Genomic DNA, 13,071 nt, shown 5'->3' on the forward strand with positions numbered 1-13,071 from the left:
CCTCATGCGAAAGTAGGTCATCGCCAGGCTTTTTTACTAAAGCGGCCCTTGTGCCGTCTTTTTTTATCAAATAACAAGCAGAATTAGTTATTCTAAAATCCTATTTCAAGATAAATTAGAGCAAAAATACCTCTAATTTATTTTCTATAATAACTAATGTAGTCATTATAGGCTAATCTTGAATCAAGGAAAGGCACAATATCTCTTTTTAAGACCCCATTGTTTTTAATCCACAATAGAGAGTGTCGGCTTTATTTATTTAGTATCAGATTTTGATTCAGTGTATAAAAGTATCAGTGAATCTATGAAAGGCAATATTAGAAAAAAATCTCATTGAGCATGGAAATATTGATAATCCTAGAAAAATTAGTTAAAACCTACTGCGCAAGCTAATGCCACTGAATCTACTGAACTTTTTTGAATTTGTTCACTCACCGTAGTGGTGACTACTGCTTTCGCGAAAAAATCCAAATAAGCCTAGTATCTTCCGTTATTATCTTGCTTGCTACGCTATCAGCTGCTTTTTCTAGGATAATTTGAAATGATTATATGGGAGGGAGTTAAATAAGATATTATTGCCAAATGTTTTGAGTTGTCATATGGTTATAATCAATTTTAGTTTAAGGATAGGCTGTATTTCTAATGTTAGTAGAACAAATCCATAGATTTATTAGTGAATTAAAAGAATCAAAAGAACTTTCTCCAAGTGATGAGAAATTTACTGTTATTTTGCTGGAGCGATTCATGCTTCGCGCAGATCAGGATCCTTTAACTTCAGATGATATTCAATTTGTTTTGAAATGTTTTAAGGAGCGAGCAGCACAAATTATTGACGATGATAATGATGATTATTTACTGAACCCTTCCACTGTAAATCAGATTTGGGTTAGTTTTGCCCATGAGATAGCACCATTTACAGGAAAAAATTATTTGCAAATTTTGCTTCCTTGCATAACAAATCAAGTAGATTTTAATAACCTGACTCCATTGACTGAAACAGCTCATTTAGAGAATTTTTATCTTGGATATGACAAAAAAACTTTGTATAGAAAAAGAGGATTATGTGAGCATTTGCTTGGCAATAAATTGGAATTATCAACTTGCAGGAAATTGCACTTTAGAAAGTTGGAGCAAGTAACTATTGAGGAATTAGCTCGCTTATCTAGAAGTAAGCAACAAAATGCCAATTTTTCTATCAATGAAGAAAAATTTGATAATTTTTGGGATTTTTTGCAAAAGAAAGTATTCCCTAACTTACAGACTAAAGGGAAATTTCCATTGAAAATATTACCTCAACTATTGCTGTTAATCGAAAGCTATTATTGTTCTAAAGATTCGGGTGCTGACATTAAATTATTTAAAAATAAAGTACAAAATTTTTTTAAACTATTATACCAATACGAGTTAGCTGATATTAATTTTCTTTATGGAGTTAAAATTCCGTACCAAGAGAGAGAGATTTATCTTTTAGAATTATTTATCTCAATTTATAGGGCGAAAGCTTATGATGTGGATGAAGAATTAAAAGCTATGGCGGGCTGGTTATATCAAATTAACCCGGCATTAAAAGCCATAAATAAAGAATTATCGTCGTTTTATAATGAATTAAAACCTATGATAATTTGGGAGCGAATGTTAACAAAGATAATTTATTATATCGTATTAAAACTTTATTGGTTTCATTGTTTACCACTTCTTTCGAGATTTTTCCCTTTTCTGGTGAAATGATTAGCTTGTGGGATATTGAGAATGAAGTCTTCTCAGAAGCAAAAGAAATATATGACCAATTCGTTCCTTGCTTGATAGTAGATAAAATCGATGATTTGGTATCAGTTTATAAAGAAGTAATGAATAAACATATTATTCCCTATCAAAATAGGAAAAGCGTTTGTAGATGGTTTACGCATTATGATTCAACACTGGAATGGTGTCGCCTTGTAGAAAGTGGAGATTTACCTAAAATTGATGTTTATTGGTTTGAACCAGAATTATTATTACATATTTTGTTGCAGTTTAAGACATCAGATAAGTTATTAAATGAACAAATCATTGGCTTTTTGGATGAATTAATACACACTTATGCCCAAAATAATGACGAACTGTTAATTCAATTAAGAGTCAATATTTTGTTTACTGAACTGTTGAAAAATTTTGACGAGCAGCAAAAAAGAAATTTAATTTTAACTTTGCAAATTGATGATCCGGTTAATGCTAAAAAGGAATTTTTGGATAATTGTATCACCTATGTCACCAGTCGTTTACGGTATATTGGTATGCCACAATCTGAGAGCTCAACTCGCTTTTTTGGATCTTATCAAGAAGTTGATTGTAAAAAATTTTTAATTGGCAGAGAAAATTCAAGAAAGGTAGAAAATATCTTAGAGACCTTTAAAGAAATCGTATACTCAATCAAATCAGATCAAAAGGAAAATATGCTGACCTACTTAAGACGCATCAGTCGCCCTATTTTAACTATTTTAGAGAAAGAGGAAGCGCAACAATGTTCAAAAGCATTGGACTTTCTTGGGACAACAAGCTAAATTTGTTTATATTCACCGTAATAGAATCACAAAGAATTTGCCACTTCAAATTTTTGTTTTGGATTTTCCAAACTGAGAGCATAATTTCACAAAATTCTCATATCTTTGCATTGAGATTAAGTTGTTACTTACGGCATCAATAATTGCACAATGGGGTGTATCAATATGCGTGCAATTGCGGAATTTGCACTTGGGTAAAAAAGGTGCGAATTCTTTATAACCTTGAGCAATTGTAGAACAATCAATATCCCATAGGCTAAATTCTCGAACTCCAGGTGAATCTATTAAAGCTCCGCCACTAGGCAAGTGATAATAGCGTGAATTTCTTGTTGTATGTTTCCCTAGCTCGGATCCAGTAGATATCTTATTAATTATAATATTCTCTTCATGAGGTAATAGACTTGAAATTAATGAAGATTTCCCTACTCCTGATTGACCGACAAATACACTAACTTGATTATTAAGGGCGTCCTTCAGCGGATTGATACTATCAGGAGTTTGGTTAGTGATCATGATGACCGGATAGCTTAAAGACTGATAATCTTTTATAAGTTGCTCTTTAAGTATTTGACATGGAAGATCAATTTTATTGAGTACTATAATGACGTGCAAATGAAGTAGTTCTGCCATGATCAAATAGCTATCAAGCAATGGCCAGCTGATTTCTGGTTTTGGTGCAATCACAACTACTATTTGTGTGATATTAGCAGCCACAGGTTTTTTAAGTCCTGAAGCAGTTGGCCTTGCAAGCACACTGCTTCTAGGGTAGAGACTGACTACTACGCCTTGTTTTTTGCCTTCTATTCGCCAAATGACTCTGTCTCCAGCAACAAGAGTATCTAGATGAGGACGGATAGAACAAAGAATTCGCTTTCCTTCCGTGTCTTCAATTTCTGCGTGCCTACTAAATCGGGAAATAACTAAACCATCAATCAAATCATCCGGATGATTTTCCATGCATTCATGATAAGCTTGCTGAATTTTAGCAATACGCGCCGATTGCTGTTTATTGATTCGTCTTTTACTCATAGTGTTAATCTATACTATAATCCTAAAAATCAGTGCGGTAGATATTCATACAGGTCAACTGCGTTTTAAGATAACAATTAATAAATATAGTATGAAGGGAAATGGTATTTAATGAAAGTCTACTTAGTTGGTGGTGCTGTTCGTGATCGACTATTAGGGTTTCCTGTCCAAGAACGTGATTGGGTAGTAGTTGGTGCGACGCCGGAAGATTTATTAAAAAAACATTACAGGCAAGTAGGTCGTGATTTCCCTGTTTTTTTACATCCTGAAACCAATGAAGAATATGCATTAGCGCGAACAGAACGCAAATCAGCTCCTGGGTATTATGGCTTTACTTGTGATTTTAGCAAATCAGTTACTTTGGAAGAGGATTTAGCAAGGCGGGATTTAACAATTAATGCCATGGCAATGGATGAGCATGGACATTTAATTGACCCCTATCAAGGTCAGCGTGATATCGAAAAGAAAATATTACGCCATGTATCACCAGCTTTTGTTGAAGATCCTGTGCGCGTTTTGCGGGTCGCTCGTTTTGCTAGCAGGTACTATCATCTAGGATTTAGAATAGCGAATGAAACTCGTTTGCTAATGTATTCTATGGTAAAGCGTGGCGAGTTATCTCATTTAGTTCCTGAGCGGGTATGGCAAGAATGGCAAAAAAGCCTTGGAGAGAGAAATCCGGAACACTTCATTCTGTCTTTGCGATCTTGCGATGCATTAAAAGTGATTTTACCTGAAATGAATTCCTTGTTTGGAGTACCTAATCCTTATCAATATCATCAAGAAATAGATAGTGGCATTCATTCTCTAATGACATTACAAACGGCGTCCGAATTAAGTCAAGAACCATTAATACGTTTTGCTGCATTAGTACATGATTTGGGCAAGGCTTTAACACCAATACACGCATGGCCAAAGCACTATGATCATGAAGAAAATGGGATAAAAATAATTCGAGACTTATGTTCTCGCCTACGTATTCCTAATGATTATCGTGATTTAGCTGTTGCTGTGTCACGAATTCATTTGAATATTCATAGAGTATTAGATTTGCGTTCGAGTACAATAGTTAAGCTTTTGGAACACTCGGATGCTTTTAGACGACCTCAATTGTTTTATAAAATATTAATTGCTTGTCAGGCTGATGCACAGAGTTGTGGTAAAACAGTTAATTATTACCAGGCTCAATTATGGCATGAAATATTTTCGCAATGTGTTAAAGTGACGCCACAAATCTTTTTAGCACAAGGTTATGAAGCAAAGCCATTAAGGAGGCCATGCACCAAAGTCGCGTGGCTTGTGTAGAGCAGATTTTGACCTCTTGGAAATCAAATGAAAAATAATCAAAATTTAATCTGGATTGATTTAGAAATGACTGGCCTTGAGCCTGAACAGGATAGAATTATTGAACTTGCCACAATTGTCACTGACCCTCATCTTAATATAATTGCTGAAGGGCCAGTGATGGCAATATTTCAGCCTAAAGTTCTCCTGGATGCTATGGATGCATGGAATACAAAACAACATAATCAATCGGGGCTAGTGAAGCGGGTATTAGAAAGTACCATTAGTGAAACGCAGGCAGAGCAGCTAACAATAGAATTTTTAAAACAGTATGTTGATAAAGGGAAATCTCCTATGTGCGGCAATAGCATCTGTCAGGATAGGAGATTTTTATATAAATATATGCCAGATCTGGCGGCTTATTTCCATTATCGAAATTTGGATGTTAGCACTTTAAAGGAATTAGTATTGCGCTGGCGTCCCCAATTAATGAGTGGGGTAATTAAAGAATCGAAACATTTAGCCTTGGATGATATAAAAGATTCAATTAATGAACTGGTTTATTATCGCCAACATTTTATTAATTTGCCGGAAGTAAAAAATGACTATAATTAGAGAACGATTAGAGTTACCAAATGGCGCTAAAAAATTATTGCTTCACTCCTGTTGCGCCCCATGTTCAGGCGAAGTGATGGAAGCACTAATTTTTTCTGAAATCGAGTTTACCATTTTTTTCTATAATCCCAATATACATCCTTTGCAAGAGTATGAAATAAGAAAGGAAGAAAACATCAGATTTGCTGAAAAGCATAATATTCCATTTATAGACGCTGATTATGATAAAGAGGAGTGGTTTGCTCGAGCTAAAGGCTTAGAGTGGGAACCAGAGCGAGGGAAGCGTTGCACAATGTGTTTCGATATGAGGTTTGAAAGAACGGCATTATATGCGCATGAACATGGTTTTCCAGTCATTAGTAGTTCTCTTGGCATTTCTCGCTGGAAAAACATGGATCAGATAAATGAATGCGGAGTTCGTGCCGTAAGTCGTTATCCAGATTTGATCTATTGGACTTATAATTGGCGTAAAAATGGAGGTTCTGAGCGTATGTATGAAATTGCCAAAAGAGAGCAATTTTATAAGCAAGAATATTGTGGATGTGTTTATTCTTTACGGGATACTAATGCTTGGCGTAAACAAAAAACACGAGATCGAATCAAAATTGGGATTAATTATTATTCTGATGATAAGCAAGCAGGAGACCTATGAATAGGCATTCCCATGGCGATGAACCTCACCACCATCATGAGCATGATGAGGTGACTTACGACAAGGCTTTTATTATTGCAATTACTGCGAATGGACTTTTTGTGGTAATGCAAATTATTTTTGCTTCTTTAGCGAACTCTACCAGCTTGCTGGCTGATGCTTTTCATAATTTGGGTGATGTATTAGGATTAGTTTTAGCATGGGTTGCGACTGGGTTAATGAAACGGAAGCCTACCCAGAAGGCTACTTATGGTTTCAAGAAAACTTCTATTTTAGCAGCGCTAATGAATGGTGCCTTATTGGTATTTACTTGTGGAATCATTGCTACTGATGCTATGTACAAGTTATTTTCACCCGCAGAGGTGCAAGCAGTGTCGGTAATGATAGTGGCTGGGGTTGGGATAATTGTAAATTCTACAACGGCACTATTGTTTTTGCGTGGTTCCGATGATCTCAATATTCGGGGTGCCTATTTGCATTTGTTTTATGATGCATTGATTTCTGTAGGTGTTGTTTTATCAGCAGCCATATTATACTTAACAGGTTGGCTATGGATAGATCCCATTGTTGGCTTGTTAATTGCCATAGTTATTTTAAAAGGGACTTGGTCATTATTTGCAGATAGCTTCAGATTAATTATTGACGGTGTTCCCCGCCATATTTCTTGGGTTAAGGTAAGTGATTTTCTTCTACAAATACCCGGCGTACAATCCATCCATGATTTACATATTTGGGCAATGAGTACTAAAGAAAATGCTCTTTCAGTGCATCTTTATATGCCTGAGGAACCTTTAACGGATGAATTGCGTAAAGAGCTGGCTGATAAATTAAAGCAAGATTTTAACATTCAACATATCACTATTCAGGTTGAAAAAACAGAAACGGAATGCAATGATGCTTGTCATAATCCTAGGATCATGATTTAGATAGAAATATTAAAGTGTGTCCCTAAAGTTTTTTGTTATTAACTCTAACCCCTTTTTATAACAAATTCCACTAGACAGAGGATCATTCAATTTTTCATGAAGCTTGCCAAGCTCAACAAATGCTTCAGGAGTTGGGTTTAAGTCAATAGAGTGCTCAAGGTAATATTTGGCTTTTCCCCATAAGTGACGGGTAAGGCAGATACGTCCCAGGCATAAATTTAATGCGGAAGAGTGAGGATTTTTTTTGAGTAATGATTCTACAAATAATAATTGATTTTCTTCGCAAGGAAGCAGGCTATAAAGTTCGATAAGTTTGTTATTAAATTCCTTTCGAAGGCAGCGTCTTAAATGATGTTCAGCTTGTTCATATTCCTGATTTTTAATTAGAAAAAGAGTATATTCAGCAATAATTTCTGGGTTCGTGGTTAATGATTTGGGAAGGGAAAGAAAAAGTTTAGTAACGCTTTCTGATTGATTGTGTTTTACTAAGTCAACCATTGCTTGCAAATAAGTATTTAGTTGTAATTGTTCAAAAGCTTGATCAGAAATAATATGGTTCCTTTTCAATTCAGGGAGAAGGGTAATCAATTGCTGCCAATCTTTTATTTCTTCATAAAGATTCATTAGCAATTTTAAGACATAGTGATGTCTTGGAGCCAAATCTTGAAGATGTTTTAGTGTCGCTAATGCCTGCTCCCATTGATGGTTTGCAAGTTGTAACTGTGCTTGTGTTAATTCTACCGCTATTTTGGCTTCTGGCATGGATTGTTGTGCTTCGCGAAGATAATGATCACGCAGCGTGCTGTCGCCCATTTTTTGGGCAGCTCTGGCTGCTGTTAAATAATTAAGTAGAGGAGTATCGGCATTGGGTAAGGCTTGGATTAAATGATTTTTTGCTTTTTGCCAATAACCTTCGCTGTATTCTATTAATCCTTTTCGAGTGGTGGCTTGAGCTCTTTGCGCCAGACGTCGAGAATGCCATTTCTTTATCATACGAGGTGTTTTTGCAATTTTGTTGCAAAATCGAATAAAAAGATAGGTGAAAATAAATAGAAAAAACAAACCAAAAGCAGCAAACCATAAAGTGGTTTCGATAGTCCAATTATTTATAGTTATTAATATATAACCAGGATCTTTATTAAGCTGAATACCCAGAACGACAGAAAGCAGTAATATAATAAAAGCTGACAGAATACGTATCATTCTTAGTTTTCTCCTTTCTCACCGTTTACTTGCTCGATAAGGGATTTCTGGTTGTCAATCATTTGATTAATAAGTGGAATTGCTTGCCCAATAACAGGTTTTTCTTGTGTTAGCTTAATACCTTGCAGTTCATTTAATTGTTTAAGTAAGACAATGGAACTATGAGCATTTTCATTAAAGGCCTTCTTCAGGTTTGCTTTAGCCTGATTTATTGCCAGTTGATAAACCATTGGATTATTGTTTAGAACAGCCCATTGTGCTTCTTGAAGATTAAGCCGAATATTTTCCTTTACAGCAGCCTCATATAGGGGGGAGATAAGAGGTTGGATATTTTCATTATTACGACGAACAACTATTAGTTTCTCTAAAAAATTCATGCTATCTTGTAATTGGCTACGCCATCCAGGGGTGTTAGATTTCTCTGAAATGATATTAGTGCTAACTTTATTTTCTTCCACTAAAGCTTGAACTGAAAGGCTGTTAACATTCAATTGAGCAGCATCCAATTGACTCAAAATTCCTGCAATATCAACAGTAGGGATGGATTTTAATTGAGTAATTTCTTTAGCTATTATTTGTCGAACAGTGAATATTTTGGGGTTATTCATAGATTTTAAAAGATTGTCTGCTTGTTGTAGAAGTGCTACTGAAACGTTAAAATTATCACTCCAATGAGCATTAATTTGAGCTAATTCAAGATAGTAGCGTGCTTTTAGAAGCAACCAATCGTTGTTTTGATATAATCGTTGTCGCATGGCTGTTTGTAATTCTTTATTTAGGCCATTAATTTTTTTTGTGAAATCATTCTGGGCTTGTTGCAAGCTTTTTGCATTAGTATCTATTAGGTTTTGAGTATTATTTTGCTCTTCTTTTATTTTATCTAATTCTGCGGTTAATTCTTTATTTTGAATAAATAGATGATTTTGAAATTGCTTGGTAAATTGAATAGAGTAAATTGAGATGGTGATGGCGATGAGAGCAAAAAGAAATGCTAATCCAGACAATAAGAATTTGTAGGGATAACTAGAGAATCGGGTTTGGGTTTTTGATTTGATAGGTTCCGTTTTCTGAGAATGCTTTGCTGAAGTTGCTTTTTTTTGTTCATCATTGCTATTGGCCATGGATTAATCCTTATAGTCAAATAACGTATTTATCATCCTGTCTGGATGGCTAACAAGAATCTTTTTAATACCAAATAAAGAGGCCGTTTTAGCAAGGCGATCGCTTATAACAAGGCAGGGTTTGTTTTGTAGCCATATCTGCCCCTCTTTGCTAAACATTTTAAAAAGATTACGCAGGGAATGCTCACTTGTTAACAGTATAATGTCCACCAAGTCATTGCGCCACAAAGAATTAATAAATTCTTTATTGATCATTGGTATGATTCGCTTGTAGACTGTAAGAGAATGCAATTTTGTGTCTTTGCTCAGTAGGTATTCTTCAATAAGCTTTCTTCCATCTTCACCTTTCACTAAAAGTATTTGCTGATTTTTTATTTCTTGTAATGAATCAAGGGTTATCAAATGTTCACTATTCGGCAACTCTGGGACGTCATTGACTGGTATGTGGAATTCAGTCAGCGCTTTTGCTGTTCCTTTGCCAATGGCAATTACTCGAATGCTAGTTGGCCAATGGATTCCTTTAGCTACCAACTTACTCAAACTATAGCGAACTGCATTTGGGCTAACGAAAATTGCCTGGTTTATTGCGCTTAAATCAGGTAATTGGGCTATCCAGTTCTTCTGAGAGGATATTATCTCCAAGGCAGGACACTCTACTGGCACTCCACCTGCTTCAATAATTTCTTTATTAAGCGCCTGAGCTTGTCCTTTAGGTCTAGTGTTTAAAATACGTAAGCCTTTTAGCGATATAGTCATGATGAAATAGCTGTAAGAATTTGTTAATTATTCTACTAAAAATGGGCACATACTGTCATTTTCTTCGCTTCTGTGTTTCAGAGCACAGTTATTGTTCTTTTTAGAGAATTTAATTAGCAAGCGCTAAGCAGATTTGATGCTCCTTTGTTTAGTAATGCTTGAGTACATTTGTCGGCAATCATATCTGCCTCTTCCCAATTCCCTTTTTGGCTATCGAAAATAATTTGAGAACCATCAAGGCTAAGTATTTTTGCTTTTAAAAGAAGTTGATTTACCTTTGTCGCGGTACAATAAATAGCAAGAGGAACCTGGCAATTGCCTCCTAATTGAGCATTGACTCGTCTCTCTGTGTTGACACAAAGAGCCGACAGAGGATCGTTCAAACTGTTAACGAGTCTCTGTATTTCCCGATCGTCGGCTCGGCATTCTATGCATAAGGCACCTTGGCCGCAGGCAGGTAACATAATTTCATCGGATATTAGTTCAGTGATTAGGTGATCTAGCTCCATTCTTTCTAAGCCTGCCGCGGCAAGGATAATGGCTTGATATTCGCCAGATTCCAATTTGCCTAGTCTGGTGTTAATGTTTCCTCTGAGCGTTTTGATTTCTAGATCTGGTCTATAGGCCAGTAATTGAGATTGGCGTCTAAGGCTTGATGTCCCAATAACAGCATTCTGAGGCAGGTTGTTCAGGCTGGTGAATTCTTTACTTATTAAAGCATCAAAAGGGTTATGCCGTTTGCAAATTGCGGATAATGAAAGTCCTTCTGGAAGTATTGCTGGCATATCTTTTGTGGAGTGAACGGCTAAATCGGCTCTTTTATCAAGTAAAGCTTCCTCTAATTCTTTAACGAATAACCCTTTTCCACCGGCAGATAATAGTTTGTCTTTAAGAAATCGGTCACCGGAAGTTATCATGGGCAATAATTCGATGGTTAAATTTGGCCATTGTTTTAAAAGCAATTCCCGTACATGATTAGCTTGCCATAAAGCAAGCGGACTTTGTCTTGTTGCAATGCGTACGACTTTTGAATTCATGAGATACATAGGTACTTTATTGGATAAACTAAGATCATAGCATTGATTCAAGCTTAAAAAGAACCCTGCTAGAAAAGATCAGGTGATTTTAATAAGAAATTTGTTTTATCAAATAGGTTTGGAAATTTATTACTATTCCTAGATGGATAAGAATAATGAGAAAGTTGGAAGTTAATTTAAGGATCAGATATGTGGCAACTAAAAACCATTGTGAAGCATCTAGATGAATCAATGCAGCGTAGTCTCTCCCATTCAGCACATCAATTGGTTGCAGTCGGTGCAATAGCATTTGTAGGGTTCCCATTATTTTATATTATTTGGGCTTTTACGCTGCCTCAGCCTTATGAAAATCTTCCGTTACGTCTTATGGGAAGTTTTTTGGGATTAGGATTGATGCTCACTCCTTATTGGCCTTTAAAATGGAAGAAATATTTATCCTGGTATTGGTTTTTTGCTCTTCTATTTACATTGCCTTATTTTTTTACATTTTTATTTTTGATGAATCAAGCGAGTGTTATTTCAGCAATGTCTTTATTGTGTAGTGTATTTTTGCTTGTTTTGCTCGTTGACTTGTTGAGTTTATCCATCGTATTGACGCTAGGAGTTGGTCTTGCTTTAATCAGTTATTATATTTATTCTCCACAAATGTATTTTGGGGAAGAACATATACAAATGACTTTGGTTATTATTTTTACTATTATTGCAGGCTCCACTTTAAATTATAAAACCGCAATGCTACAACAACAAAAATTAGCTGGAATGGCTGCTGCGGCAGGGATGATTGCTCATGAATTGCGCTCGCCCTTGTTAGGAATAAGAAGTGGGGCACAAGCTTTAGTACAATATTTGCCGAGGTTAATTGAAGGTTATCAATTGGCTAAAAAGCAAGAGTTAATAACAGTTCCTTTACGGGAACGGTTGTTATTGCAACTTGGTGGTGTCAGTAATCGAATAGTAAGCGAAATTGATTATGCCAACACAATAATCGATATGTTATTAATAAAAGCAAGTCGTGATAATATACTACAAAATTGCATTTTAGAGACCTGTTCTATTGCAGAATGTTTATCAGAGGCGATGGCCCGATATCCGTTTCAATCGCCCAGAGAAAGAACTTTAATCACTTGGAGTGGAGATTTTCAATTCAGAGGCTCCAAATTGCTAATGCAGCATATTTTGTTCAATTTAATAAAAAATGCACTTTATGCCATTGCTACCGCACAACGAGGGGAGATTACAATTTGGACCGAATCAGGGGATAAGTATCACTATTTATATTTTAAAGACACTGCAAAGGGAATGAATGGTCAACAATTAAGTCGGTTATTCAATCATTTCTATACGACAACATTTATGGGTACTGGTATAGGTTTGTCTTTTTGTAAATTGGTTATGAATGGTTTTGGTGGTGATATTGTTTGTGAATCCAAGGAAGGTGAATACGCTTTATTTATTTTGAGTTTCCCAATTCCAGATTGAAATCGTATCTAAAAAAGAACAGTCGCGCAACGATAGCAACTGCTATATGAGTTGCAATATAAGTGAGATGATGCCTCATGTATTAATAATTAAAGTAGTTTAGGTAACTTCCTTATTGCAATTAAAGATCAGTCTAATCAAGTTGATAAGCAAATTATCGGTGCTTTCAGTCCTGTTGTTTTCTTATAGTGTCTTGTATTGCTGTATTTTGGTCAAGATGTTTCATAAAGATGTTTCATAAAGATGTTTCATAAAGATGTTTCATAAAGATGTTTCATAAAATGTTTCATAAAATGTTTCATAAAATGTCGCGCCAAAATGATAATGCCCCCTAAGCCAAAATGAAAATGTCCCCCAATAAACGTGGACTACTCTTTAAGTTGACAGACAAAAAGGGAGTCCAGGGAATGGAGACCTATGATTGATGAG

General features: G+C 35.5%; 11 protein-coding genes and 1 pseudogene. 7 read left to right on the forward strand and 5 right to left on the reverse strand.

Features of this window, described 5'->3' with window-relative positions:
• Nucleotides 1–642: 642 nt before the first annotated feature.
• Together OK13_RS15920 and OK13_RS15925 are read left to right on the forward strand one after the other, a co-directional pair.
• Nucleotides 643–1,728, forward strand: a complete 1,086-nt coding sequence (locus OK13_RS15920) for a hypothetical protein (protein ID WP_277619306.1) — start codon at nt 643–645, stop codon at nt 1,726–1,728.
• Nucleotides 1,725–2,540 (forward strand): hypothetical protein, encoded by an 816-nt coding sequence (locus OK13_RS15925; protein ID WP_277619307.1) that lies wholly within the window; start codon nt 1,725–1,727, stop codon nt 2,538–2,540. Before OK13_RS15920 ends, OK13_RS15925 begins: the two co-directional genes overlap by 4 nt.
• A gap of 45 nt (nt 2,541–2,585) precedes the next feature.
• On the opposite strand, the gene rsgA is transcribed toward OK13_RS15925, so the two are convergent.
• The gene (gene rsgA, locus OK13_RS12195; RefSeq protein WP_035891173.1) at nt 2,586–3,569 is read right to left on the reverse strand and encodes a ribosome small subunit-dependent GTPase A; all 984 of its coding nucleotides are present in this window, start codon (nt 3,567–3,569) and stop codon (nt 2,586–2,588) included.
• Between the two features lie 111 nt (nt 3,570–3,680).
• Here rsgA and OK13_RS12200 point away from each other — a divergent pair.
• The 4 genes and pseudogenes from OK13_RS12200 (at nt 3,681) to OK13_RS12215 (ending at nt 7,046) form a co-directional block, all read left to right on the forward strand.
• Nucleotides 3,681–4,912: pseudogene (locus OK13_RS12200) on the forward strand (multifunctional CCA addition/repair protein).
• Entirely contained in the window at nt 4,902–5,468 is a 567-nt protein-coding gene (gene orn, locus OK13_RS12205; protein ID WP_035891175.1) for an oligoribonuclease, read from the forward strand. Before OK13_RS12200 ends, orn begins: the two are co-directional and overlap by 11 nt.
• On the forward strand, nt 5,455–6,120 hold the full coding sequence (locus OK13_RS12210) for an epoxyqueuosine reductase QueH (protein ID WP_035891178.1): 666 nt from the start codon (nt 5,455–5,457) through the stop codon (nt 6,118–6,120). Before orn ends, OK13_RS12210 begins: the two co-directional genes overlap by 14 nt.
• On the forward strand, nt 6,117–7,046 hold the full coding sequence (locus tag OK13_RS12215; protein WP_035891179.1) for a cation diffusion facilitator family transporter: 930 nt from the start codon (nt 6,117–6,119) through the stop codon (nt 7,044–7,046). Before OK13_RS12210 ends, OK13_RS12215 begins: the two co-directional genes overlap by 4 nt.
• 9 nt (nt 7,047–7,055) lie before the next feature.
• On the opposite strand, the gene OK13_RS12220 is transcribed toward OK13_RS12215, so the two are convergent.
• The 4 genes from OK13_RS12220 to hemC all read right to left on the reverse strand — a co-directional run bounded on the left by OK13_RS12220 (nt 7,056) and on the right by hemC (nt 11,163).
• Entirely contained in the window at nt 7,056–8,249 is a 1,194-nt protein-coding gene (locus OK13_RS12220) for a heme biosynthesis HemY N-terminal domain-containing protein (protein WP_035891180.1), read from the reverse strand.
• A gap of 2 nt (nt 8,250–8,251) precedes the next feature.
• Entirely contained in the window at nt 8,252–9,370 is a 1,119-nt protein-coding gene (locus OK13_RS12225) for a uroporphyrinogen-III C-methyltransferase (protein ID WP_035891182.1), read from the reverse strand.
• Between the two features lie 3 nt (nt 9,371–9,373).
• A complete protein-coding gene (locus tag OK13_RS12230) occupies nt 9,374–10,126 on the reverse strand; it encodes a uroporphyrinogen-III synthase (RefSeq protein ID WP_035891184.1) in 753 nt (250 codons plus the stop codon).
• 113 nt (nt 10,127–10,239) lie between these two features.
• Nucleotides 10,240–11,163 (reverse strand): hydroxymethylbilane synthase, encoded by a 924-nt coding sequence (gene hemC / locus OK13_RS12235; RefSeq protein WP_035891190.1) that lies wholly within the window; start codon nt 11,161–11,163, stop codon nt 10,240–10,242.
• A gap of 189 nt (nt 11,164–11,352) precedes the next feature.
• Between hemC and OK13_RS12240 the strand changes: the two genes are divergently transcribed.
• Nucleotides 11,353–12,642 (forward strand): sensor histidine kinase, encoded by a 1,290-nt coding sequence (locus tag OK13_RS12240; protein ID WP_035891187.1) that lies wholly within the window; start codon nt 11,353–11,355, stop codon nt 12,640–12,642.
• Nucleotides 12,643–13,071 lie beyond the last annotated feature (429 nt).

The sequence above is a fragment of the Legionella norrlandica genome (genome assembly GCF_000770585.1).
GTDB lineage: Bacteria > Pseudomonadota > Gammaproteobacteria > Legionellales > Legionellaceae > Legionella > Legionella norrlandica.